Here is a 22,180-nt window from a genome sequence, read left to right as displayed (position 1 = left end):
TGAAAATGAAAAGAACTTGTTCAAATTCATTTTTAGAGAAATGTTCAAACGCAATAAGGTCGAAACGTTCTGTTCCGCAAAAGTTATATTTTTTACTGATGGCAAGCACATCTACTTAAGAACGTGCGTATCAGATGCAAATATCCCGATGGCCAAAGAACATATTGAAATCTCGCACGGTCAGCAAATCACTGGCAAGATCATGGTTCCCCTCAACCGAGAATGTAGCTTTAACCGTCAAGAAATTGAAGAATACATTTCGGTCCACGGCGAAAAACCCAAAGGCAATTCAGGTAAGAAGCGTAAAAATCTAACTGCAGATGAAGCAGCCGAATTCACCAAAAACGCTCTTAGTAGCAAAGGTCTATTGGATGTCACTATAATTGAGCAACAATGTGGACCACAGCTCAGCATTTTGAATATTCCAGTCCAGACCAGAGATATTTCATTTAGTGCGACTGTTGGGGATTTAGTGCTATTTAAAACAGCATGGCTCAATGGTATTGGTCGTGATAAAACCTACGGCTTTGGAATGATCCGCTTAGATGGCACTTTGTTTACACCGCCTTGTAATAATAGTGCTCACGCCTAATCGAAAGGACTTTTAAAGTCCTTTTTTAAACGAATTTTTTCAGATATTGATCTGATGTAGATCCTGGTTACTCAACATGAGAAATAAAGATTTAGATCCAAAGATAGGAATACCGCTTAAAGTCATCACAGCGCGATTAGAGCATGTGAAGTTTAACCTCAATGGCTTAATGAAACGTGTAGAAGCTTATGCGATCGCACGACAAAACAGTAAAGATCCGCACGAATGCCTAATCAGTGGTGATGAATGGACATATGCTGCACTAGATTGTCGAGATCCTATCTGGCGTGAACGAATGAAACGCACCAGTACCATTATGGGTGTTCAAGCCACTGGCCAAGAAATCCCACTCTCATTTATCAATCAGCTACCTTGCAACATTGGTGAAATCATTACCCTTGGCTCATGGAGCCTAACCAAAAATATTTATCGGTTTGAAGATCAAGTCATTCAAATGCTTGTGAAGACCGAATATAACCGCAGTATCCCCGGATTCCTATTAAACCTACCTGATATTGCGATCTACGTTCAAACAGATAACGCCAACCTCTATGTGCAAAATGAACAAGTGGTCGGTGTTATTTTTGCGAAAAACACGTTAAACGATCGCAAGGTGCTATTTACCACGGTATATACCGATACTGGCTTAGCAAAAACCATTACCATGCACTTCCCTGATGATGATGATTTTGAATCAACTGTTGAGGACTGCATGACCGATTTCATTGATACGTTTTTTGATGAAAAGAACTTGCCAGATGAACAAGAAATTAACACGTTCATGGAACTGCAGAAGAAGCTAATCAATTTGATTCTATGGTTCAGCCAAAAAGAACCAGATCTCAGACCATTAACACCAGAAACAACACAAGCCAAGCCTAAATTAGAGCTGATTAAGCGTGAATTGCGTTTATTTGAGGCTAATAAGTACAAGCCGACTATTGTTGGTACCGAAACAAATAAAAAGATCAATGAAGCGATCCTAAAGCGCGATGAAGATCTAAAGTCTGGCAACTACAAAGGTACCAAAAAACCACATCCACGGATTCCTCACTGGAACTTTTACTGGTTGGGCAAACGTGGTACCAAAGAAAAATGGGTTAACCATTGGATACCATTTCAGATTGTTGGCGGTGTGCCTAAAGAAAAAGCCACCTAAAAATAGAAAGAGCCCTAAGGCTCTTTTTTTTGGGTTGGTCAAACAAGAATTTCTTTTTCGTTTTTATCTAGATTCATGCTTAAACCTCTTAATAAGCTCACTCGATAATAACAATAGAAATGCTTAAATAGCATTTTTTTCCAAAAGAAATTATTAGCGGATTTTATATATTTTTTAAGAAAAGTTTTTGAGCACTTTTATTTATTAAAATTGAATTATTAAGCAAGGAGTTATAAAACATGGCTAAATCAATAGACCAGTTATGGAGTGAATTACAGCAGATTCAATTTGATGAATCTAATTCCCTACCATGCGAATTCCATATCTGGAATAAAGGTGCATATCGCTATCAGATCCTAGATTGGTTTGAAGCAAATTCTGAAAATGGCGTATTAAGCTTGCAAGGCAAAACCTATACAACATTATGGGAAGAGTTTGGCAACACCCCGATAAACAATGATGATGAAATCGAAGAAGACTTTCATCTATGGGGCAAAGGTACAGACCGCTTCATTATCTGGCACTGGTTTGATGATCAATTAGAACACGGTGTAATTAGCTTAATTGAGAAAGGAGTTGCGTAATGGGATTATTTAGTTGCCCTCACTGTAATAGTGATATTGATACTAACGATAAAAAGTCTGGCCATCAGGTGAATGATGTAATTCAAGAAACCTTTTGTTCTGTTGACTGCAGTATTGAATATCTGGTGCATAACTCACAAATGATTGCAGTAGATCAATACGGAAGTTTGCCATTAAGCAATGAAAACCTGAATGAATTCATTGAAGCATTTTCTAATGAGGGTGTTGAAGATGATGTGTTAGAACACATCAAAGCTGAACTTTGTTAAGTAGTCGCGCACGTGCTCTAAACAACACTGACAATTGCATTTAAAAAAAGGGCTTAAATCATTTAAGCCCTTTTAATATTTATACGATAAGAAAACTTTCTAATGTTTTTCCAGATTCAATCTCACGATTTAACCAGGATGGACGTTTACCACGACCGGCCCACACTTCTTTGTGGTTATTCGGGTTGCGATATTTAGGATCTGCTTTAACCACTGGCTTTTTATTTAATTTACGATTTTCGCCGTGCTCATTTAATTCAAGAATAGTTAAGCCTAATTCTTTTGCGATCTCAAACATTTTGAGATAACCGTCATCAAGTTTCTTATTCTCTACTACAACAATTTGGTTTTGTGCCTTTTTAATTAGGTCTTCTAACTGGTCTTTACTTAGGTTTTCAACTTCCATAACTAATCTCGAAAATTTGGATATATCAAATATACACCAGTGCGTTTTGTTTACAACCGCATACGGTAGTTTTAATTGATTAAAATATTCAACTTATTCCATGGCTATTCTAATTTTTAAGCATAAGTTATTCCCACTTTAAATCCATTAATCTAAAAATACATTCAACCTGTTAGGTAAATTAATATGCACAAGTATCTCATGATGAATCTTGCGATTAACGAAACATCAGCACTACCAATTGGTATCCGTATTTGTGATTTTAATATCGGCTTATATGCCTCTAAGAAAATTTCAGAAGTGCCAGCTTTAATGGCATTGGTTAATTACACCCTGTTTAAGTATTCAAGCTATGAGAGTGAAGAACTTGAAGACATTAAAACCTTATTAGAAGAACATGATTTTAAAACTCGCTATGACTCTTGGGAAATCAGCGGTGATTCTTTTTACGTTTTGGGTTTTAAAGAAATTACAAAAGACGAGTTTGAATTATTGCAAAAACTTGACCTGTTGACCGTGGTAGACGAATACAACTACCACCATAAACTTTTGTCGAATCATGGTGAGCATAATTTTGACGAATATTTCAAAAACTTTAACGAGTCTAAAGAGCAAGAAATCTTGAAGCAGTTTAAAGACATTGCATTCAACCTAAAAAGTGATGCCCCTTTAAACTCGACATTTGCTCAAGACGTTATAGAGTTGCTGACTACCTACAAGTTTGGTACAGCTTTAGAACCTATCGACAGCACTCACAGCGATACAAGAAATCGTTCCTACTTTAGCCATACGCTTGAGGGTGACTTCGCATCTGGAGCTATTCAGGTCATTATTTCAAATTACAAAGAAACTGGCGTCAAAAACCCTTATTCAGTGATTGAGCCTTTAAATCTTGAAATTATGCTTGAAGATGAACAATGTTTTGATGATGAATATGCAAGTCTCGTTGTTGAATGCGAGTATGTGTTTAATCTTATTAAGACCGACTTATACACCAACACTTTTGAATAAACCAAGCCTTTAAGAGAGAAATCTCTTAAAGTTGCGCTTAAAAACGTAAACGATGTTTTTTTAATTGATTAAAAAAGGTTTTGAATTTTTAGCGCTGCAATGGCGCTCGTCATTATTAATTCTTTCTGGATGCTTAAATAAGTATTTTTTAAAAAAACTTTATCCGTTCATATTCTTAATATAATGAAACCTAATCAAGCAAATAGCTTAAAACTTGGAGAAAGCTCATGAATTTAAACCGTAATTTTTGCCCGATCGATTTTAACGAAGTTTACGGCAGTACTGACAATTTACCTTTGTTTTTGGTTAAAGCGTCACGCCAGGATTCTAACGATGACGAGCATAGTGAGTATTTCTTCATTCGAGCACCTCATGAGCACCGTTTAGCTTTCTTCCTTGCCCACATGTTCAAATCACATGTGGATAATGCCCTTTTGACCTTGGAAAACTTGGCTGAAGAAAATTATCAAAATATCCCTGAATTGGAAGAGTTGATGTCTTCATATGGTGTGATTGATGGCGTTGGCGTGGATACACTTTTTGATTTCCGCGCTAAGGAACTCACAGTTGATAAAGCGCTGGAGCTAGTCGAATTCATTGAAATTAACCCACTCAATACTGATATTGTGGGCTCACTATTCTTGGAGGCACTTTAATGAATAGTAGCTTTATCTTAATTAATGAAGCTATGTCGCCTATTCGTAAGAATACGGCGCTTTTGGAAACCCTGTTATCTATGATCAGTACTGCAGATCAAGACCACGGCGACCAAAGCCCAAGCTTCCACATTAATATCCATGCTGGCATTGAATTGCCTGATCATGAAATTGCATATACCACTTTAAAAGGTTTTGCAGAGCTGACCGAAGATCATAATCTTTGTATCTATATGAATCCTGAGCTGTCAGAAAATGGCTTTATGTTGCTATCCACTCAAAACGTGGTACCTGATTGCTATGACAATTCTATCTTTGTAGATCTGTCGAATCAGTTATGCAATTTCTTCAATCAAGAAGTACAGCAGTTAAACGATCAAGCGCAAAAGGCGTTAAAGCTGTTGTTACAGCATAAAATCAATGGAACAGCGATTCGCACGTTCAACCCTGAACAATTGCAGATCTTACAGAAAATCGCTGCATTAGATAGCTTCATGCTCGATGACCAGCGCGATTGGTTTTACTTTTCCGAAGTAGCCATTGATAACGCCTATAAAGACATGAAAAAAGGTTTAGAACTGTTGGTTCTCAATGAAGATATTAAGGATGCACTTAAACAGCTACTTGATGCAAACAACATGGAGTTTTGTGATTTACCAATACTCGTGGTTTTGTATCCCCTACTGGTTAAGTCTGAAGAAAATAACAAACTGGTACAGGCTTGCTTAAGTCATCTCATTGGCAACAACTTAATCAATGAGCCGTTTATTGCTGGTGTACAACTTGAAGCTGGTGCATTTAATAGCGAAATGAACACCTATACTTTATTGCCACACATGAAAGCAGTAAAAGAATTGCTGATAGATATTGAAGCAGATCTCACAAAAGTTTAACCGTTTTACCTGAGCTCATTGCTCAAAACCTTGGAGTTGTTATGGATACTATTGTTCGCGTTAAATCAGTTGGTGTTTTAGGTCTATCATCTAAAATCACGACATTTGTAATCGACATCGAGCTTGATGGCGGTAAATTAAAAATTGAAGATCAATTGCTTCATTTTAAGAATTCTTTACGTACAAGCTATCGAGAATATGATGAAAGTTTAGCGATCGTAAACAATAAGGCTATACTTTCCAATTTAGACAATGCAGTAAAACCAAACGAATTGCATGCTTTAGTTGATGATTATATCGACTCAGTTTGGGTAACAGATGCCAATAAAAACACCACTAAACAGCGCCGTGCGTCACTTGGTTTGCACAATCCAACGATAAAAGACAAAGGTGTTTTGAAAGAAGCCCTTTTAAGTGAAGTGAAGTTAGCCTACAAAAACTATATCAATCAGAACGTAGAAGCCTGATCAGATCGGAAGTATGTTGCGACCAGCATACTTCTTTTTTTTTGAACCTTAGCCTAGAATCATCCAATATCATCGCTTCATACCAAGAGAATCATGCCATATCTCATATATTTAATGTTCCTTGCGTTTGCAAGCGCCGTAATTTTAGTGGAAGAGGCTTATGGTCTTAACATCCAATTATTTGCAATGGGGATTGTCGTCATCATTGGACAATTGGCAATTTTTTGTTTTATCAACGCAGCGATTAACATCAACAATGAAAAACAACATCGCAATGCCGTCAAAACCTTGCACTATGGCGCTTCATTTTCATTAATTGTGGTCACTACACTGGTCTATTTATATAAGTATGTGTTGCACAAACAGGAATATTTGACCATGGCGATTTACTTTTTAGGAACGTGGTTTGCCATCACCCTTTTTGACTCAGTGTTTAAGTTAGTCAAAGTTGGTATTTTTAATAGCAAGAAAGACAGTGCTGAAGTTGTGAACTCAACGCGTAAAGTGACGGTAGTTACTTTAGCGATCTGTATGTTTGGGTATTACTTATTTAGCAAATATGCATTAAATATTAACGTACTAGACTAGGCATCTTGTAAACAAAACCGCACCTAATACACAAGCGCAATAACCAGCAAAAAAGAACATCCTTTTAATTATTGCGCTAATCTTTTCCGTCACAGTACCGTTATGAACAATAAAAACTATCATAAACATTAAAGCGATCGTGCAGAGGAATAAGGCAAAAACAATTAAATAAGTAAAAGCAAAGTCAAAGTTTAATACCACTGGAAAACCAATAGATACCGCCATTAAAGCTATTGTACTTGATGCATTCATATCTTAAAGCCCATCTAGCAACTAGCTTAATCGTAGCGATAAATAAGGTTTAAAACTGAAACTTTATTATTGAGATTGGTCAGTGCACATTAAAAAAATGTGCTTGGTATATACCAGAAAGCAAAGAACCAGACGCAAAACGCCTGGCTCTTTAAAATTGAAAGGTGAATAAAAAAAACACAAATCACTTGAACGCATTTCTTATTCAAGGTCAGTTTAATTAGATTTCTTGCCATTGTCTATGTAATGTAAACGTGGACAGCATTAAAACAATCTATATTTTTTGAAAAAAGTTTTGAAAAGGTACAGTGAAATATAATGAATGTATGAGCTCAATGCTCACCATTTGGAGAAATTATATGAACTTTGAAATCTTATCTAAAACAAAAGTTGTCGGTCTACAAGAAGATTCTCTCACCTCTTTTCAAAATTTTATGTTTGAAAATATTGCATGGGATAGCCAAGTCCGTGCTGATTATTACCAGTCAAATAAGAATACTGTACTGCTGGAGCTACCAGTACGTTTACGCCGTGACATTCAAATCGAAAACATCAACGGCGCTTTAGATGCACTAGTTGATTTTGAGCTGATCTACAAGCAAGACCAAGGCAAGTTGGTATCTTCATTGGTCGTTGATACGCAGTACTTGTTATGTATAAATGATCAGGATATTGATCTTTGGTCAATCGACAGAGAACTCAGTTTCTTACAAGAAGCTGACCGCAATCACCTTAAGAAGCTTATGCGTCATTGTGATGATCGTTTCCATGCGTGGATGCGCGAGATTAAGTCTTACTTCAATCGTTTGACAGTACAGCCGTTGCATCTTGATATGCAGATCAAAATACGCAAGATCGTAGGCTATACAGCGGTGCTACCTAAGACCTTTCCATAAGGTTTTAGGTGCCAGTATAAAAACAAATAGACCGCAATTAAGCGGTCTATTTTTTTGCCTAAAACGGCGTTAACAGATCTATGTAATATTTAGCCCTTAAAACTATTGGCAAGTATCTGAATAGCGCTCAGCACTTCCAAAGAATGATTCACCCTGATTGTCCACGATGTCTACATACAGATCTGGTTTAACTGGAGCATTGGCGAATACAGAGCAATAAAACGGATGAATCTTTTCATTCACAAAGCGGTTTAAAGAGTCAGTTTCATCAGAAGAGTATTTATCTGCAGTTTTGCTAGACATCTGAACGTTCATATTAAAGTGTTTTGAATACTTCACTTTTTTAAGTACCGCACCAGTTTCAATCTGGTACGGTGTTTTAGTGTTAAGCAAACGCTCAACTTTACGTTTGTTTTCAGCAGTAGGAGAAAGCGCAACAGCAGATTTTAAGCTGTTTGTATTCAGGTTATTTAAAGAACTATTAGCTAAAACAGCGCACGACATAGACACTGAGATTATTGCAACTGCAGATAGTTTTAGTGTTTTGAATACGTTCATGTTTAACGACTTTCCTGTATATACTTAAATTATATACTTAATATACGATATTTGATTTTTTTGGAATTTTAATCTTATTTGATTTTGTTAATCGGTATATACCAATAAGATTGTTTATACGCAATTTAGCAAGAATCGCCCCCTTGTTTGGGGTTACAATTATTGTAATTTACAGATTGTTGATACAGGAAACCGATATGTCTGAAGAAGTGAAATACGAAGACCGTGTACGTGCTGCATACCGTTCTGCTCAAGGCAATGTAGCTCAAGAGTTCTCCCCTCACATTGTTAAAGCATGTGAAGCATCATCAAACGCACGTATGGAGCGCTTAGCAACTGGTCAAACAACATTTGACGAGGAAGAAGCTGCATTGATGAAAAAATGGAATGCACTTAAAAACAAAGCCTAATCATCGCGAATACAACCTAATCTAGCTTACAGCGGATTACCAAACCCAATCACTCATAAGTAGAACAATATGGACGATAAACTTGAGTTTTATTTAGATGCAAAAGACATCTTATCTCAACCTACCAGTTGCCAAGCGCAAGGCGACTATAAAAAGGCACTGGAAAAAGAAATCACGGAACATCGAATAGCGAAAATGGAAATTTCGCCTTTACGTGGCAATTATGATCTCGACCACCTCTCTAAAATCCATGAAAAAATCTTTGAGCATATTTACGATTGGGCTGGAGAAGTGCGTCTGGACGACATTTCTAAACGTGCGATCGACCCGAACGGTAATTATGAAATCGGTCATTTCCTAGATAAAAACCTGATCCCTGATGAACTGAATAAGTTCTCACAGGCGGTTAAAGAAAAAGACCACCTGAAAGGTTTGGACAAAGACCAGTTTGTGCAAGAGTTCACTCAGCTTTATGCCAAGTTAAATGAAGCTCACCCTTTTGAAGAGGGTAACGGTCGCGCTGCAAAACTGATGATGAACCAGCTGGCGAATGATGCTGGTTACACCATGGTATATAGCAAGGTCGCCGTATCAGATTGGAACTATGCGTTTAAACGTTCACTGACAGATCAAGAGCTTTATGTCGGTGAAAACTATGAAAACCTAGAACCGATGGAACAAGACCTCTCTTACCTTTTAAAAGTCATGGACAGTATCATTGAACCATACGATCTAGTCCTGAAGCTTGAAAATACGGAAGAACAAGAGCAAGAACAGGAAAATGACCAGGATAAATCAAATGATGATGATTCACCGAGTTACGGATAATTAGATTAATCCGTATACGATGGCTTTTAATTGATTAAAAGATTCTTGAAAAAAGAATCTTTTTTTTTTGAGAAAAATTTCTAATGAAGTGACTCAGATTAAAATAAAACCTTAGGAAAATATTGTCCGAAACTTGGAGATGAATAATGAATAACGCAGCACATCAATTTGCAAATAAAGTGGTCGCTCAATACCAATTTACAAACGGAAGTGATTCAAGTCTGAATCATTTAATTATCGGCAACAGCACCGCAGAAATTATCGACACCTTAATTTATATGCTTTTCTCAAGCCATGCTGAAACCTATGACGATGGCGTTGTTTGGTTTAAATCAGTGGACGCAATTAATGTTGAGAAGTCTTACATTACTTACAACAGTCGAGAAAGCTGCATTTTTGCTTATTTTGTGTTTGATAAAAATCCATTAATGCTGAAAACAACCGCATTGCATATTGATAATGTTTGTTACTTTGGATGTGAAAGTGACACCACCAATAAAACCATCGAATTTTTAGAAAAATTCAAAGTTCGTGTATCCCTTGCTAAAGAGTGCCACAAGTTCAAATTCAATACTGAGCATCATGAAACCTTGATGCATGAAACCATTAAAACCTTAAAAACTATCTATGAAGAACATAACGACATGGATGCCGAAAAGTTATCTCAACACCATGACACAACTCATTTAGTTAACACATTTCTTGCTTAACCGTACACCATACAATAAACAAAACCCGAAAAAGGATATAACAATGCTATTAGGCGCTTTAAAACAATCTCTAAGCTCAGTCATCGACATGAACCGCTACACCGCCCTTTGCTCACATGTGGAGGGTGAAAACTTGCCGTTATGCGCTCAATTTCGTGTACTTAAATATATCTTTGGTGAGCATGGTCTAAGCGCACTTAAAAATTACAAAGAAGTTGAACACATTGACGAAGCCTTTTTGAAAAAACACTTCCTACGCATGATGAACTATGACTTTGAAGCAGTCATATACCTTGCTATGGTCGGCATGCGCGAACTTATCTTAGAAGCTGATGCTTTTGACCATGACGGCGAACAAAACGCCCAAAATGAGCTTAAACAAGCATTCCAATACGTTTCAGAAAATGACGTTCGTAATTTTGCTTATGTCACTCACATGGGCTATTCAGAAAAGTATTTCAACTGGAATATCATTCGCCACCAGTCTAAAGATGAAGCGGATAATCCCCTCACCTTTTGGTTATTTAAGAATGCAATGTATTCACTATTTTTCAACTTAGCCAATCGGAAATAATGCCCCAACTCATTAAGAGTATTTAAGTCCGAACTTAAGTACTCTTTTTTTTGCATTAGAAAAATAGACCGGTATATACGCCGTCTAAGCATGGCTTAAAACGTATACGATGATTTTAATTGATTAAAAATATTTCAAATATCCATTACGTGTTTTAGGTCGGTTAATCAATTCCAATAAAGTTATTCATTAGTATTTTTTAAATAAAATGGCTCTATCGAAAGCAATTGCTTAAAACTTGGAGTCCTGTAATGAATCAACTTGATAAGCTAAATCATTTAAAAAATATCATCAAGCAAGTACCACATGAGCGTTTTGATCTGGATTTATGGCGCACGATCCCTGGTACCGACAATATGACTTTTGCTCAACTTATAAATAGTGATGCTAATTGTTGCGTCATAGGTTGGGCGACAGCTGATGAAACATTTAAAAGACTTAACTTCATGATGTTAGACGGCGTTCCCCTTTATGCACCATTCCGTGCGAATACTGGTGAACCATTCACTTATGAAGAACTCAAAACAAATGTTGTTTATCGCGGTTCTGAAGCAGTACGTGAGTTTTTTGGACTCAATTATGAAGATGTCGATCATATTATTTTTGAGAGCAACTACGCTTTTGAAGACCCAATCAAAGACGAGATTATTGATCATATCAACCATGTTATTGATCGTGTAAACATCCGTCCACAAGACCTTGACCATTTGTTATCTAGCTCAATTGTTGCACTGGATAAAGAAGTCCGTGAGTTCACTTTAAATGATGATGAAGTCCGTGAAATATCTGTTGTGGTTGATTGCTTCAATAAGTTTTTCCCCGATGGTGCTTATCTTGAGTTTATTGCTACGGTCAACGTACCAGGTGATTGTGATCCACTGGAATACATCGCCAGCAATTACAACATTAAAGAGCCATTAGCTTTCGTTCCTAAGCCGAATGAAGCATTAGAAGAATATCTGGAAACATACCCGATCGAATATCTCATGCATAACTGGCAAGAGGATTTCATTTCGCCGTATGACGAAATCATTAATCAACGTTTAACGCACATCGCATTGCAAAATTTAAATAACGCAAAAGCAGTTCAATAAGGAAACCTACCCATGACAATTGAAAATCCGCAACTCGTCAGTGCCATCAACGAACTTGGCTTTTACTTGCCACAGCAAGTACAACAGATACCGAACACCACAGAAGCCGGGTTTCGTGTGTATGTGATCGATACAGCAAAACATACCAACATCGAGGCACTAATTAGTGCTATTGAGAATGTCAGTATCACTTCACAGCCCTTTTATTTTCAAGATGATTACGACATGGGCGTGTTTTTTGAGGGATTTAGTTTCTTCTTGCCTATGCTCATTACACAAGACAGTGATGCACCTTTACCACTGTTCTTAATTCAACTGGATTTGTAAGTCCAACAGCGGTACGTGCGCCAGTATGTACCGCTACCCCTTTTGGCACACCGCCTAAAACTTGGAGCAGATATGAACAAAGCAACGACCGTTGAGCGTTTAGAAAAGCTGATTGAGCTAGTGATCGAGGTCATTCCTGATGAAAGCTTTGATTTCGACATTTGGCGTGATTATGACGCAAGCCATACAGAACAACACACCGATTTCTTTTCAGGTTTCACCACTGAAGAATTGTTAGATAAAAATATTGTAGGATGCCTGATTGGTTGGGCTACGTCTGTCGAGTATTTCCAAAATCTAGGTTTCAATTTTCATGGTTCTGTTGGGCCAATCTTCATGTATGAAAAAATACTCAGCAATGAAGAGCTAAAAGATGCGCCTGTTGTCACTGTACCAGTCGTTTACCAGTGGAAAGCAGTACGTGAGTTTTTTGGCATCACTCAGGAAGATGCTTTGGTGATGTTTAGCTATGACAATTACGACCAGGCCAAAATTGATAAGGACACAATGATTCGATTTATTGAACGCATCATCCAAAAATATAAGTAACCACCGAAACGGCGCAATGCCGTTTTGCTAGACGTTATAACCGCTTACGATGATTTTAATTGGTTAAAATATTTTCAATATTTTTAAATTTTGAGAAAAGTTTTTCCCCTGGTACACCCCTCTATACTTAATCCATAGCAAGCAAGGCACAAAGCCTTAAATCTGGAGTAAGTCGAATGAATACAGCGCATAAGTACGATGATCAAGTCATCATCCCAACAATAGCCGGGCAACTGGAGTTGCTGTCTGGTACCGATCTAAACAAAGAACTGGCTGAGCATGTTTTTCATGAAGCACCAGACATCGATCTAAGTATCTATGACATTTTTATTGTCTGCTTAAGTGGCGGTAAGGATTCGATTGCAGCGTATTTGCGCTTACTGGAGGCTGGAGTAGATAAAAGCAAAATTGAGCTTTGGCACCACAAAATTGATGAAGAAAACCAGCCGTTCATGGATTGGGTGTTCATGGAAAACTATACCAAAGCATTCGCTCAGGCATTCGACACACCATTGTACTTCAGTTGGCTCGAGGGCGGTTTCCTTGGCGAAATGCTCAAAGAAAACAGCTACTCAAAACCCCACTTCGTAGAAACACCAGAGGGCTTAATTAAGCTTGAACGCGACAACAACCGCAGTAAACCAGGCACACGCTTGAAGTTCCCACAACAAGCAGCCAGCCTCATGACGCGCTGGTGTTCTTCAGCGTTAAAGATCGATGTCGGACGCAGAGCATTGAACAACCAAGAACGCTTTGACGGCAAGAACATTTGTTTTATCACTGGTGAACGCCGTGAAGAGTCACCAAACCGCAGTAAGTACAACCAGCTAGAACCGCACCCATGCGACCGTAGAAGCGGTAAGAAAGCAAGACGCGTTGACTGGTGGAAGAACGTGCTTCACTTCACTGAAGAGCAAGTATGGGCGTTACTGGAGAAGTACAAGGTTACGCCACCAGTGCCATATCGCTTAGGTTGGGGCCGTAGCTCATGCATGACCTGTATCTTCAACAGTCCTAAAATCTGGTCAACCATCAGCACCTACTACCCTGAACGCGCTCAGCTGATCGCTGGTTATGAACAAAAGTTTGACTGTACGATCAGTCGCTCAAAGCTCGATGTCGTCAGTCTGAGCAATGGCATTGAGCCATTCGACATTCAGGATATGGAAGCACTGGTACAGTCCAAAATTGAAAGTTATTACCTACCAGTGTTCACGGATAACTGGACGGTTCCACCAGGCGCATTCAACAAGGAGGGTTGTGGATCGCTGTAAATTAGGGTGCCATTTGGCACCTTTTTAGGATGAAAACCGCAAGCGATGTTTTTTAATTGATTAAAAATGGTTTGGAATAATTTTGTTTTTGAATAAGTTTTTGACACCACCTGTCAGCATAAAATGATTTTAAACCAATCAATATGAGATGATAGACTTCCTTCATAAATCATTTTTCAATCAATTTAATAGTTTATCTTTCACCCAATCTAAATTGTATATGCCAGCAAGTAAATTAAACCGCAGGTTTAATCGTTTACGACGATTTCTATATACACAAGATAAAATCTTAAAACATTTCATCCTTCCAAATACATGCTCTACTTGAATTCGTCTACGACCAATCTCTTTATTTAACTTTTTTAATTCAGAATCTAGTTTTTCAGTTTTCTTTGCTTTAGATGGCATGAGGCATCCAAAACCCAATTTCTTTATCCCTAAATACCCCTTATCAACGATAAAAAAGGGCTTAAATTTTAATTTCCTCATGCTTTTTTTAAATATTTTAAAATCATGCATGCTTCCATGACTTCCACATACACTCAGTATTTCACCTGTTGTATAGTGCATAGATAGCTGAAATTTAAAGGTATGTCGCTTTTTTTTACCGCTATACCATTTCTTCTGTTTTTTTTGGACGTTGAACTAATATTTCAGTTGCATCAATCACAACAACTTCCCAATCCACTTCATCTCGATTAGGAAGTTGTTTTGGCAAGTTAAATTTTCCAGAACGGATTAAGGTATCTTCAATAACACGTGTGATACGAATTGCACTCGTTTCAGATACACCGTAACTCATACCAAGATGGAAAAATGTTCGATATTCTCTCCAATATTCTATACATAAGAGCAAACGATCTTCCAACGGTAATTTATGCGGTCGTCCTTTACCAATATGACGGGGTAACTGCTTATTTATCTCGGCCAGCATGAGGTTAAATGTAGCCCAACTAACACCGGTAAGCCTACGAAACTTAACGTCTGATAATTTTTGAATATCTTTGAATTTCATCCAAGGATTATCCCTTGAATTAAATAATTTTGCTGATTAATTTAAGATCAAATAAATTGTACGTTTTTTGATTTATGAAGGAAGTCTAATAAAATCGTTTAACAATTCTAAATCTGCATTCTTTTGAGCAACCCGATTGAAAATACCTATACTGCGGATTTGTATTTTCTATCGAAACGCTGCAACCAAACCAACCGACTTGAGCCACAATAGCATGCGTCAGGATGCTACTTTTTGGCGCATTTTTTAATGCTATCTTAAGTGTGAAGCTAAAATATGACTGCTGAATGACCCAGTTTGATCAAATGATCTTTTCTTTCCGACCAAACCTGAATAATGCGCAACAAGCTTTGAAATGATGAATGCGCTGATAAGCTTTAACAGGGATTATCATATAAATAGTCAGCAGAAAATGCTTATTATTTGCTATGATGATCAGTGCTTCCTTATTCCACCTTCTTTTCGACAAGAAAAAATAAAGTCCTTTCTCATTATAGGCGCCGGAATAAAGCAAATTACCCCAGACTCTTTAGCACTTAAAGTGTTTAATTTTCAATAGGTTAGCTCATGCTTTTAATGATCGATAACTATGACTCTTTTACCTACAACATCGTCCAGTATTTTGGCGAGTTAAATCAGGAAGTAAAAGTCGTTCGTAATGATGCCGTGACATTAGAAGATATTGAGCGATGGCAACCCAAGTATTTAGTGATTGGCCCAGGCCCTTGTTCCCCATCTGAAGCAGGGATTTCCATTCCTACAATTCAGCATTTTGCAGGCAAAATTCCGTTACTGGGCGTGTGTTTAGGACACCAAAGTATCGGACAAGCCTTTGGCGGAAACATTGTGCGCGCTAAAACCGTGATGCATGGTCGTTTATCCGATATGTACCACAGCAATACAGGTATTTTTAGCAATCTGCCTTCACCATTTTCTGCAACCCGTTACCACTCTTTGGTGATTGATCAAGCAACCTTGCCAGATTGTCTGGATGTGACATGCTGGACCAAAGAAGCAGATGGTTCGATGGAAGAAATTATGGGTGTGAAGCATAAAATTCTACCAGTTGAAGGCGTGCAATTTCACCCCGAATCGATCCTGAGCCAACACGGTCATCAAATCTTTAAAAACTTTTTGGAAATTTACGCATAATGAGCGAGTCAAATCACATGAATATTCAACAAGCACTGAACCATATTACAAAACAAATTCACCTGACTCAGCCTCAAATGGAAGATGTAATGCGCGCGATTATGTCGGGCGAAGCAACAGACGCTCAAATTGGTGCATTGATGATGGGCTTACGCTTAAAAGGCGAAAGCATTGATGAAATTACTGCTGCTGCACGTGTAATGCGTGAGTTTGCCAACAAAATTGATGTCAGCGATATTCCGTACCTTGTGGATATTGTAGGTACAGGTGGCGATGGTCAAAACCTATTTAACGTATCTACCGCCTCTGCTTTTGTAATTGCAGCTGCAGGCGCAACCATTGCCAAACATGGTAACCGTGGTGTTTCAACTAATTCGGGTTCATCTGACTTGCTTGAGCAAGCAGGAATTAATCTTGATTTAAATATGCAACAAACTGAACGCTGTATTCGTGAAATGGGCGTAGGTTTTTTGTTTGCACCGAATCATCACACAGCCATGAAGTATGCAGTTGCACCACGTAAAGAGCTGGGTATTCGCAGTATTTTCAACTTGCTGGGGCCATTGACCAACCCTGCTGGTGTAAAGCGTTTTGTGATTGGTGTATTTAGCAATGAATTATGCCGCCCGATCGCAGAAGTGATGAAACAGCTTGGTGCTGAGCATGTCATGGTGGTGCATTCTAAAGATGGTTTAGATGAAATTAGTCTTGCTTCGAGCACTTATGTTGCAGAACTCAAAGAGGGTGAAATTACCGAATGGGAACTTACGCCAGAAAGCGTAGGGATTGAATCTCAAACTTTAACAGGACTGACTGTAGAAAACCCAGCTGAAAGCTTGAATCTGATTAAAGATGCATTAGGCAAAAACAAATCAGACAAAGGCGAAAAAGCGGCTAATATGATTGCACTTAATGCGGGTGCGGGTATCTATGTTTCTGGTCTAACCACAAGCTACAAGCAAGGTGTCGCTTTGGCACATGACATTATTTATGGTGGACAAGCTTTGGAAAAAATGGGCGTGTTGTCAGAATTTACCAAAACGCTCAAACAGTACGAAGCATAAAAAAATCAGGAAGGTGGATGTTTATGACAACTTTAAACGAAACAATGCAAAAGTTCTGTAAAGCTAAGGCAATGATGACCTATTTAATGTCTGATGATCCTATCATTGATAAATCTGTCAGCCGTTACGAAAATTGGGCATTGGCTTATGACCTTTTGGTGAGTATTGGGCATCTGGATCTAGAGCAAGTTGAGCAGATCTGGAATGAAAAAACCCATACCAATTTTACGCTTTGGGGTGTAGTTGGTGAATGCTCAATAGAAGAAATTGTATCGTATGTGACAGAAGAATATGACGCTCAAGCTGTCACACTGGCGCAGATTAATGAATTACAAGACGGTAAAACACTGGCAGAAATCTAAAATCAACCTAAGGAATGAGTTATTAATTAAGTATTAATAGCTCATTTTTTATTGTCTGAAACTATACAACTACCACCTTGAATCATTTTCACAGGCATCGCCATCGCCGTCACCATCCATCATGGTATCTGGGCAGTTTTTCACAAACCAATCAGCTTCTTCTTTAGATCGCATTTGAGAGCAATGCTTACGACCATCGCATTTATAGGCTACTGGCTTTTGATATATAGCATTTGTAGTTTGATTATCTTTATATAGATATTTCTTTAATTGAATGCTACCTAGATATGCCACCCCAATAGCTATGCTAATAAAAATTATCCATAGATATATTGGCAATGGTTTTTGCTTGTCTTGCGTTTGTTCATGGTCGGAATAGTAAACATGGATTGCCCTTTTTTTATTTTCTTTTTTAACTACCTCGAAATAAACCTCTCGACCTGGTATTGGCTGTTCACCTTTCTGAAAATCCTTAATATGGAAAAATACATCACCAAAATTACTCGTGGATATAAAACCAAAACCACGCTCAATATTATAATTTTTAATTGTTCCTGTTAGTACCACCTAAAACCTCAAATATATATTAAAAGCTATATTAATTATAATTATTAAACCTGAATAAATACTATCTTTTTTTTAAAAAAAAGTTTTAAGGTTTATGGATTTATTATAATTAAAACATCAAAAGCAATTGCTTAAAACTTGGAGTAGCTATTATGAATAATTTTTTCGCTGGTGCTGAAGTCATCACTGTTTTTTCTTTACAAGACGCTTTAGAAGAGGGCGTGATTCTTTGCCTTAGCGATAAAGAAGAACATGCCAAAGATTGCAAACAGTTCTATAAGTTCCCTGTTTATATTACAAGCAACTTGTATAACAAGCACCTGACAGCTGCAAAAGCAATTTTTCCGAATGGTACGGAAGCTGATGCTGAAAAAATCAATGATTTAATGGGATATACCATCTTTGATATGTTGAACATGAGCGTTCGTGGTTCAGTTGCACTTAATGACCAAAGCGTTAAGTTTAAATATGCTCTACAAGATACACCGCATACCTTTTCTGACACCTTAATCACCAATATTGCTACGGTTGGGCCTGGCGTGAATGGTGAGCCTATCATTACTTTTATGATGCCTGAAGACCAATAAACACAACACCTAGCATTGACCAACCAATGCTAGGTTTTTTGAGATCCGAACGTTCATTGAGAGGTATTAAAAATGCAAATGGCTACTATGAAAATTGACAACCTTGACCTATTCGGCTTTGCAAATATGCAAGCAATAGAACAACAAAGAGAAAAAAACGAATTAAAACGTATAGAAACGATGAAGCTTGTCCGTTGTGACTGGTTTATCGCCGTGACATCTACTGGAGAGCTGTTTAAGTACAGTGAAAAAGTACCAGCTAAATATAAGGCGTTTAAAGGCATTAAATTATTCAAGTGCTGGAATGAAGCTACCGCGGATCTCGTGTTAAATGCCGTAAAAGGCGCAATCAAGGGTGATCATTACGAAATACCAGACGTTAAAAAAAGCAAAAAGTTTGCTGTTAATAGCTGGGTAAGAAACATTGATCTAAAGTTTCTACATTTGCCAGTCGGTCAACTCACCAACCTGTACAGGGAACATCAAGAGCGTTTAAGACTGAAGCGTGAAAAAGCCAGACTTAAAGAAAATGAAAACACGTATGACGTAGAACCGCACTAATCACACCCACCAGGAATAAGCACCCATAGCTTATTCCTTTCATAAGATGATGGCCGTAAACGGTGTTTTTAATTGATTAAAAATAACTTGAAATCATGAGCCTATCAGCCGAAATACTTTTACTGAAAAGTTATACAGGCCACATGCACCGATATAATGAATACATCAAAGCTCATTGCTTAAAACTTGGAGATACGACAATGCAACTACAAAAATTTAATACTGGTACTGCTAATGTGCGCCACTTGCTACAAAGCTTCACCCAAGCGTATGACGGTTTACCAAGTTGCGTCATCAATGTGATTGGCGTAGCAACCAAAGCAGATCCGCAGTTTATTTTTAACATTGAACTGGATGTCGTTTTATTTCACCAACATAAGTCACAAGCCTACTGCATTGAAGTCAATGCACCGTTACAGGTTCAAGCCATCGCAGACGCTCACGAATCATTTAGATTCAGTCCTGATGATTCTCATGCATTGATTGAGGGCGAAGTCATGGATGTGGCGATAAATTTACAACACCAAGCCATTAATGACATGATTCAATATGATTTGCTGTCAGATGCAGAACTGGAAAAGTTCAATACATGGAATAAAGGTTTCGCCAGTGCATTACTGACTGAATGTTTTGAAGATGTCGCAGATTTTAATGCGCTGCATAGCTCACATTTTATGGCGAACACTGTTTATTTAAGACTGATTGAGTACTTTAAAAACAACCTGTCATAAGAAACCATTAAACAAATAGAGGGAGATCCAATAAAGGTCTACCCTCTTTTTTTATGCCATTAGATTTAATGACGTATACGATGTTTTTTAATTGATTAAAAAAATATTGAAATTTTTCATTGCCAGTTCCATAAGTAATTTGAGAAAAGTTTTTAAGGGATATTTCACAGATATAATTAATTCATACCTAAGCAATTGCTTAAAACTTGGAGTTGAAGATATGAAAAGCGTACTTGATTTTTTTACAAACCGTTCTAAAACATTAAACATTATTGTGAATCCTGAATTAAATACAGGTCATTCCCTTGCTGATTTTTCGTATAACGAAGAATTGCATCAAGACCTTAATGTATTAACGGTTATTCCGCGTGATCATTACGGAAACTTTCTATCTTTAACCCTTGATGATTGGGGCGTGATTACTTCAAAAGTTCAATTCCCTGAACATCTTGATTTTAATCAATTACTCAGCATTTTTTGGGAAACACAACCCATTTTAGTTGTTACTGACATCGCACGTTCAGAAGTGCATGACAGCGACTTTTTTCAACAAAGCTTGGTCAAACAAGTCAATCTTGCATATAGCCGAGATATTGCCAGTGAATAGGGACTGTTCTAAATTTTGTGTAAGTACTTAATTTTCATTTATCCTTCAGAGGATAATTACAAAAGGTACTTCACATGGATGAAGCAACAATCAAAAGTATGGCTGCCGAATTGGCTAAAGGTCTAAAAACACCAGAAGACTTAAACCAAATGACAGCAGTCTTTAAAAAATTCATGATTGAAACTGCACTCAATACTGAACTTTCAGACCATCTCGGTTATGAAAAGCATCAGCCCAAGAAAGGCTCAAATAGCCGTAATGGGTTTAGTTCTAAAACCATTACAACTCAAGATGGACAACTGGCTTTAGATATTCCCCGTGATCGAGAAGGTTCATTTGAGCCACAAATTATCAAAAAGCACCAAACACGCATCACCAGTATGGATGACCAAATCCTCTCACTGTATGCAAAAGGAATGACTAATAGGGAAATTGTAGCCTTCTTCAAAGAAATGTACGATGCCGATGTGTCAGCATCTCTCATCAGCAAAGTTACCGATGCTGTGATTGAGCAAGTGACTGAGTGGCAAAATAGAGCCTTAGATAGCCTTTATCCTGTTGTCTATCTTGACTGTATTGTTGTCAAAGTCCGTCAGCACTCCAATGTGATTAACAAGTCCGTATACCTTGCTTTAGGCATCAATATGGATGGGCAAAAAGAATTACTGGGTATGTGGATTGCTCAGACAGAAGGTGCCAAATTCTGGCTGTCAGTCATGACAGAGCTAAAAAATCGAGGAGTACAGGACATTCTTGTTGCCTGTGTAGATGGATTAAAAGGCTTCCCTGACGCGATAGCCTCTGTTTACCCTCATACTGATATTCAACTGTGTATCGTGCATGTTGTACGCAATAGCCTGAGATTTGTAAGCTGGAAAGACTACAAAGCTGTTACGTCGGGTCTGAAAGCGATTTATCAGGCAAGTACAGAGGAAAATGCTTTAAAATCCCTAGACATCTTCTGTGATCAATGGAATCACCAGTATCCCAAAATTGGAGAATCCTGGCGGGCCAATTGGGAAAATATCCGAACGATCTTTAGCTATCCAGCCGAAATACGTCATGCAATTTATACAACAAATGCGATTGAGTCGTTGAATAGCGTAATACGCCATTCAACGAAGAAAAGGAAAATCTTTTCATCTGATGACTCAGTAAAGAAGGTCATTTACTTAGCAACATCAAATGCTGCGAAGAAATGGACGATGCCAATTCAAAATTGGCGTTTAGCAATGAATTGGTTTACGATTCAGTTCGATGATCGATTAAAAGATCATTTATAAAAAATGGAACTTACACAAAATAATTTACAGGCTCAGTGAATATGCACCAGAAGATGTTCACTACATCTCTCAATCTTTTGATTTAGATAAGCTGATGCGTTGCGGTGTATATCTGCAAGGTCATTGCTATTCAGCTCATGATTTCGTCATTAAC

30 protein-coding genes and 3 pseudogenes are annotated in these 22,180 nt (G+C 37.7%); 26 read left to right on the top strand and 7 right to left on the bottom strand.

Annotation, left to right across the window (positions count from 1 at the left end; genetic code table 11):
* The first annotated feature begins 148 nt into the window (after positions 1-148).
* From EGS47_RS18560 to EGS47_RS01060, 4 genes are all read left to right on the top strand, one after another.
* On the top strand, positions 149-592 hold the full coding sequence (locus EGS47_RS18560; protein WP_228711781.1) for a hypothetical protein: 444 nt from the start codon (positions 149-151) through the stop codon (positions 590-592).
* 76 nt (positions 593-668) lie between these two features.
* The gene (locus EGS47_RS01070) at positions 669-1,751 is read left to right on the top strand and encodes a hypothetical protein (protein WP_005006100.1); all 1,083 of its coding nucleotides are present in this window, start codon (positions 669-671) and stop codon (positions 1,749-1,751) included.
* Positions 1,752-1,990: 239 nt separating this feature from the next.
* A complete protein-coding gene (locus EGS47_RS01065; RefSeq protein ID WP_125269094.1) occupies positions 1,991-2,335 on the top strand; it encodes a hypothetical protein in 345 nt (114 codons plus the stop codon).
* The gene (locus tag EGS47_RS01060; RefSeq protein WP_024160743.1) at positions 2,335-2,604 is read left to right on the top strand and encodes a hypothetical protein; all 270 of its coding nucleotides are present in this window, start codon (positions 2,335-2,337) and stop codon (positions 2,602-2,604) included. Before EGS47_RS01065 ends, EGS47_RS01060 begins: the two co-directional genes overlap by 1 nt.
* 79 nt (positions 2,605-2,683) lie before the next feature.
* Here the strand turns inward: EGS47_RS01060 and EGS47_RS01055 are convergent, their stop codons facing one another.
* Positions 2,684-3,010 carry an H-NS family nucleoid-associated regulatory protein gene (locus EGS47_RS01055; RefSeq protein WP_024160744.1) on the bottom strand — a complete coding sequence of 109 codons (327 nt, stop codon included), beginning with the start codon at positions 3,008-3,010 and terminating at the stop codon, positions 2,684-2,686.
* A 201-nt stretch (positions 3,011-3,211) separates the two neighbouring features.
* Between EGS47_RS01055 and EGS47_RS01050 the strand changes: the two genes are divergently transcribed.
* The 5 genes from EGS47_RS01050 (at position 3,212) to EGS47_RS01030 (ending at position 6,625) form a co-directional block, all read left to right on the top strand.
* Complete coding sequence (locus EGS47_RS01050) at positions 3,212-4,021, top strand: hypothetical protein (RefSeq protein ID WP_207778940.1); 810 nt, start codon at positions 3,212-3,214, stop codon at positions 4,019-4,021.
* 227 nt (positions 4,022-4,248) lie between these two features.
* The gene (locus EGS47_RS01045; RefSeq protein ID WP_024160914.1) at positions 4,249-4,677 is read left to right on the top strand and encodes a hypothetical protein; all 429 of its coding nucleotides are present in this window, start codon (positions 4,249-4,251) and stop codon (positions 4,675-4,677) included.
* A complete protein-coding gene (locus tag EGS47_RS01040; protein ID WP_024160915.1) occupies positions 4,677-5,570 on the top strand; it encodes a hypothetical protein in 894 nt (297 codons plus the stop codon). Before EGS47_RS01045 ends, EGS47_RS01040 begins: the two co-directional genes overlap by 1 nt.
* A gap of 41 nt (positions 5,571-5,611) precedes the next feature.
* A complete protein-coding gene (locus tag EGS47_RS01035; protein ID WP_024160748.1) occupies positions 5,612-6,037 on the top strand; it encodes a hypothetical protein in 426 nt (141 codons plus the stop codon).
* A 93-nt stretch (positions 6,038-6,130) separates the two neighbouring features.
* A complete protein-coding gene (locus EGS47_RS01030; RefSeq protein ID WP_024160916.1) occupies positions 6,131-6,625 on the top strand; it encodes a hypothetical protein in 495 nt (164 codons plus the stop codon).
* Here EGS47_RS01030 and EGS47_RS01025 read toward each other — a convergent pair.
* Positions 6,617-6,877 carry a hypothetical protein gene (locus EGS47_RS01025; protein WP_024160750.1) on the bottom strand — a complete coding sequence of 87 codons (261 nt, stop codon included), beginning with the start codon at positions 6,875-6,877 and terminating at the stop codon, positions 6,617-6,619. The genes EGS47_RS01030 and EGS47_RS01025 overlap by 9 nt on opposite strands.
* A 359-nt stretch (positions 6,878-7,236) precedes the next feature.
* On the opposite strand from EGS47_RS01025, the gene EGS47_RS01020 reads away from it, so the two are divergent.
* On the top strand, positions 7,237-7,773 hold the full coding sequence (locus EGS47_RS01020) for a hypothetical protein (RefSeq protein ID WP_024160751.1): 537 nt from the start codon (positions 7,237-7,239) through the stop codon (positions 7,771-7,773).
* Between the two features lie 102 nt (positions 7,774-7,875).
* Here EGS47_RS01020 and EGS47_RS01015 read toward each other — a convergent pair whose 3' ends face one another.
* A complete protein-coding gene (locus EGS47_RS01015; protein WP_024160752.1) occupies positions 7,876-8,331 on the bottom strand; it encodes a hypothetical protein in 456 nt (151 codons plus the stop codon).
* Between the two features lie 197 nt (positions 8,332-8,528).
* On the opposite strand from EGS47_RS01015, the gene EGS47_RS01010 reads away from it, so the two are divergent.
* The 8 genes from EGS47_RS01010 to EGS47_RS00975 all read left to right on the top strand — a co-directional run bounded on the left by EGS47_RS01010 (position 8,529) and on the right by EGS47_RS00975 (position 14,097).
* Entirely contained in the window at positions 8,529-8,741 is a 213-nt protein-coding gene (locus EGS47_RS01010) for a hypothetical protein (RefSeq protein ID WP_005006071.1), read from the top strand.
* Positions 8,742-8,810: 69 nt separating this feature from the next.
* Positions 8,811-9,569 carry a Fic/DOC family protein gene (locus EGS47_RS01005; RefSeq protein ID WP_024160753.1) on the top strand — a complete coding sequence of 253 codons (759 nt, stop codon included), beginning with the start codon at positions 8,811-8,813 and terminating at the stop codon, positions 9,567-9,569.
* Positions 9,570-9,715: 146 nt separating this feature from the next.
* Positions 9,716-10,279, top strand: coding sequence for a hypothetical protein (locus EGS47_RS01000; RefSeq protein WP_057694171.1), 564 nt, complete (start codon positions 9,716-9,718; stop codon positions 10,277-10,279).
* Positions 10,272-10,853: a hypothetical protein gene (locus EGS47_RS00995; RefSeq protein ID WP_228711780.1), complete on the top strand. Its 582-nt coding sequence runs from the start codon at positions 10,272-10,274 to the stop codon at positions 10,851-10,853. The genes EGS47_RS01000 and EGS47_RS00995 overlap by 8 nt, the downstream gene beginning before the upstream one ends.
* Before the next feature lie 251 nt (positions 10,854-11,104).
* On the top strand, positions 11,105-11,947 hold the full coding sequence (locus EGS47_RS00990) for a hypothetical protein (RefSeq protein WP_077169165.1): 843 nt from the start codon (positions 11,105-11,107) through the stop codon (positions 11,945-11,947).
* A 12-nt stretch (positions 11,948-11,959) separates the two neighbouring features.
* Positions 11,960-12,274 (top strand): hypothetical protein, encoded by a 315-nt coding sequence (locus tag EGS47_RS00985; protein WP_044111919.1) that lies wholly within the window; start codon positions 11,960-11,962, stop codon positions 12,272-12,274.
* A 72-nt stretch (positions 12,275-12,346) separates the two neighbouring features.
* Positions 12,347-12,823 (top strand): hypothetical protein, encoded by a 477-nt coding sequence (locus tag EGS47_RS00980; protein ID WP_005006052.1) that lies wholly within the window; start codon positions 12,347-12,349, stop codon positions 12,821-12,823.
* Positions 12,824-12,999: 176 nt separating this feature from the next.
* Complete coding sequence (locus tag EGS47_RS00975) at positions 13,000-14,097, top strand: phosphohydrolase (protein WP_125269093.1); 1,098 nt, start codon at positions 13,000-13,002, stop codon at positions 14,095-14,097.
* Between the two features lie 180 nt (positions 14,098-14,277).
* Here EGS47_RS00975 and EGS47_RS00970 read toward each other — a convergent pair.
* Both EGS47_RS00970 and EGS47_RS00965 read right to left on the bottom strand, forming a co-directional pair.
* Positions 14,278-14,670 (bottom strand): annotated as a pseudogene (locus EGS47_RS00970) (transposase family protein); the annotation flags it as partial.
* Between the two features lie 37 nt (positions 14,671-14,707).
* Entirely contained in the window at positions 14,708-15,112 is a 405-nt protein-coding gene (locus tag EGS47_RS00965; protein WP_125269091.1) for a transposase family protein, read from the bottom strand.
* A gap of 567 nt (positions 15,113-15,679) precedes the next feature.
* Here EGS47_RS00965 and EGS47_RS00960 point away from each other — a divergent pair.
* From EGS47_RS00960 to EGS47_RS00950, 3 genes are read left to right on the top strand one after another with little or no spacing between them, the layout of a single operon-like run.
* Entirely contained in the window at positions 15,680-16,264 is a 585-nt protein-coding gene (locus EGS47_RS00960) for an anthranilate synthase component II (RefSeq protein ID WP_213070257.1), read from the top strand.
* Positions 16,265-16,281: 17 nt separating this feature from the next.
* Positions 16,282-17,328 carry an anthranilate phosphoribosyltransferase gene (trpD, locus tag EGS47_RS00955; RefSeq protein ID WP_125269118.1) on the top strand — a complete coding sequence of 349 codons (1,047 nt, stop codon included), beginning with the start codon at positions 16,282-16,284 and terminating at the stop codon, positions 17,326-17,328.
* A gap of 23 nt (positions 17,329-17,351) precedes the next feature.
* The gene (locus tag EGS47_RS00950) at positions 17,352-17,690 is read left to right on the top strand and encodes a hypothetical protein (protein ID WP_125269092.1); all 339 of its coding nucleotides are present in this window, start codon (positions 17,352-17,354) and stop codon (positions 17,688-17,690) included.
* A gap of 69 nt (positions 17,691-17,759) precedes the next feature.
* Here the strand turns inward: EGS47_RS00950 and EGS47_RS18830 are convergent.
* Together EGS47_RS18830 and EGS47_RS18825 are read right to left on the bottom strand one after the other, a co-directional pair.
* Positions 17,760-17,897: pseudogene (locus tag EGS47_RS18830) on the bottom strand (excalibur calcium-binding domain-containing protein); the annotation flags it as partial.
* Positions 17,898-18,080: 183 nt separating this feature from the next.
* Positions 18,081-18,257, bottom strand: a pseudogene (locus EGS47_RS18825) (cold shock domain-containing protein); the annotation flags it as partial.
* 152 nt (positions 18,258-18,409) lie between these two features.
* On the opposite strand from EGS47_RS18825, the gene EGS47_RS00940 reads away from it, so the two are divergent.
* The 5 genes from EGS47_RS00940 to EGS47_RS00920 all read left to right on the top strand — a co-directional run bounded on the left by EGS47_RS00940 (position 18,410) and on the right by EGS47_RS00920 (position 22,026).
* A complete protein-coding gene (locus tag EGS47_RS00940; RefSeq protein WP_005006045.1) occupies positions 18,410-18,844 on the top strand; it encodes a DUF6573 family protein in 435 nt (144 codons plus the stop codon).
* A 72-nt stretch (positions 18,845-18,916) separates the two neighbouring features.
* Complete coding sequence (locus tag EGS47_RS00935; protein ID WP_005006043.1) at positions 18,917-19,405, top strand: hypothetical protein; 489 nt, start codon at positions 18,917-18,919, stop codon at positions 19,403-19,405.
* A gap of 200 nt (positions 19,406-19,605) precedes the next feature.
* The gene (locus EGS47_RS00930) at positions 19,606-20,136 is read left to right on the top strand and encodes a hypothetical protein (protein WP_005006040.1); all 531 of its coding nucleotides are present in this window, start codon (positions 19,606-19,608) and stop codon (positions 20,134-20,136) included.
* A gap of 220 nt (positions 20,137-20,356) precedes the next feature.
* The gene (locus EGS47_RS00925; protein WP_228711779.1) at positions 20,357-20,743 is read left to right on the top strand and encodes a hypothetical protein; all 387 of its coding nucleotides are present in this window, start codon (positions 20,357-20,359) and stop codon (positions 20,741-20,743) included.
* A 74-nt stretch (positions 20,744-20,817) separates the two neighbouring features.
* Complete coding sequence (locus EGS47_RS00920; RefSeq protein WP_000343018.1) at positions 20,818-22,026, top strand: IS256-like element ISAba26 family transposase; 1,209 nt, start codon at positions 20,818-20,820, stop codon at positions 22,024-22,026.
* Positions 22,027-22,180: the final 154 nt, after the last annotated feature.

The sequence above is a fragment of the Acinetobacter sp. FDAARGOS_515 genome (genome assembly GCF_003938865.1).
GTDB classification, from domain to species: Bacteria; Pseudomonadota; Gammaproteobacteria; order Pseudomonadales; family Moraxellaceae; genus Acinetobacter; species Acinetobacter ursingii.
This window is presented reverse-complemented; position numbering and strand designations above follow the sequence as displayed.

Bases quoted from the DNA above. Each gene is read 5' to 3' on its own strand.
- EGS47_RS18560 (WP_228711781.1), top strand. From the start codon at position 149: ATGGCCAAAGAACATATTGAAATCTCGCACGGTCAGCAAATCACTGGC.
- EGS47_RS01070 (WP_005006100.1), top strand. From the start codon at position 669: ATGAGAAATAAAGATTTAGATCCAAAGATAGGAATACCGCTTAAAGTC.
- EGS47_RS01065 (WP_125269094.1), top strand. From the start codon at position 1,991: ATGGCTAAATCAATAGACCAGTTATGGAGTGAATTACAGCAGATTCAA.
- EGS47_RS01060 (WP_024160743.1), top strand. From the start codon at position 2,335: ATGGGATTATTTAGTTGCCCTCACTGTAATAGTGATATTGATACTAAC.
- EGS47_RS01055 (WP_024160744.1), bottom strand. From the start codon at position 3,010: ATGGAAGTTGAAAACCTAAGTAAAGACCAGTTAGAAGACCTAATTAAA.
- EGS47_RS01050 (WP_207778940.1), top strand. From the start codon at position 3,212: ATGATGAATCTTGCGATTAACGAAACATCAGCACTACCAATTGGTATC.
- EGS47_RS01045 (WP_024160914.1), top strand. From the start codon at position 4,249: ATGAATTTAAACCGTAATTTTTGCCCGATCGATTTTAACGAAGTTTAC.
- EGS47_RS01040 (WP_024160915.1), top strand. From the start codon at position 4,677: ATGAATAGTAGCTTTATCTTAATTAATGAAGCTATGTCGCCTATTCGT.
- EGS47_RS01035 (WP_024160748.1), top strand. From the start codon at position 5,612: ATGGATACTATTGTTCGCGTTAAATCAGTTGGTGTTTTAGGTCTATCA.
- EGS47_RS01030 (WP_024160916.1), top strand. From the start codon at position 6,131: ATGCCATATCTCATATATTTAATGTTCCTTGCGTTTGCAAGCGCCGTA.
- EGS47_RS01025 (WP_024160750.1), bottom strand. From the start codon at position 6,877: ATGAATGCATCAAGTACAATAGCTTTAATGGCGGTATCTATTGGTTTT.
- EGS47_RS01020 (WP_024160751.1), top strand. From the start codon at position 7,237: ATGAACTTTGAAATCTTATCTAAAACAAAAGTTGTCGGTCTACAAGAA.
- EGS47_RS01015 (WP_024160752.1), bottom strand. From the start codon at position 8,331: ATGAACGTATTCAAAACACTAAAACTATCTGCAGTTGCAATAATCTCA.
- EGS47_RS01010 (WP_005006071.1), top strand. From the start codon at position 8,529: ATGTCTGAAGAAGTGAAATACGAAGACCGTGTACGTGCTGCATACCGT.
- EGS47_RS01005 (WP_024160753.1), top strand. From the start codon at position 8,811: ATGGACGATAAACTTGAGTTTTATTTAGATGCAAAAGACATCTTATCT.
- EGS47_RS01000 (WP_057694171.1), top strand. From the start codon at position 9,716: ATGAATAACGCAGCACATCAATTTGCAAATAAAGTGGTCGCTCAATAC.
- EGS47_RS00990 (WP_077169165.1), top strand. From the start codon at position 11,105: ATGAATCAACTTGATAAGCTAAATCATTTAAAAAATATCATCAAGCAA.
- EGS47_RS00985 (WP_044111919.1), top strand. From the start codon at position 11,960: ATGACAATTGAAAATCCGCAACTCGTCAGTGCCATCAACGAACTTGGC.
- EGS47_RS00980 (WP_005006052.1), top strand. From the start codon at position 12,347: ATGAACAAAGCAACGACCGTTGAGCGTTTAGAAAAGCTGATTGAGCTA.
- EGS47_RS00975 (WP_125269093.1), top strand. From the start codon at position 13,000: ATGAATACAGCGCATAAGTACGATGATCAAGTCATCATCCCAACAATA.
- EGS47_RS00965 (WP_125269091.1), bottom strand. From the start codon at position 15,112: ATGAAATTCAAAGATATTCAAAAATTATCAGACGTTAAGTTTCGTAGG.
- EGS47_RS00960 (WP_213070257.1), top strand. From the start codon at position 15,680: ATGCTTTTAATGATCGATAACTATGACTCTTTTACCTACAACATCGTC.
- trpD (WP_125269118.1), top strand. From the start codon at position 16,282: ATGAATATTCAACAAGCACTGAACCATATTACAAAACAAATTCACCTG.
- EGS47_RS00950 (WP_125269092.1), top strand. From the start codon at position 17,352: ATGACAACTTTAAACGAAACAATGCAAAAGTTCTGTAAAGCTAAGGCA.
- EGS47_RS00940 (WP_005006045.1), top strand. From the start codon at position 18,410: ATGAATAATTTTTTCGCTGGTGCTGAAGTCATCACTGTTTTTTCTTTA.
- EGS47_RS00935 (WP_005006043.1), top strand. From the start codon at position 18,917: ATGCAAATGGCTACTATGAAAATTGACAACCTTGACCTATTCGGCTTT.
- EGS47_RS00930 (WP_005006040.1), top strand. From the start codon at position 19,606: ATGCAACTACAAAAATTTAATACTGGTACTGCTAATGTGCGCCACTTG.
- EGS47_RS00925 (WP_228711779.1), top strand. From the start codon at position 20,357: ATGAAAAGCGTACTTGATTTTTTTACAAACCGTTCTAAAACATTAAAC.
- EGS47_RS00920 (WP_000343018.1), top strand. From the start codon at position 20,818: ATGGATGAAGCAACAATCAAAAGTATGGCTGCCGAATTGGCTAAAGGT.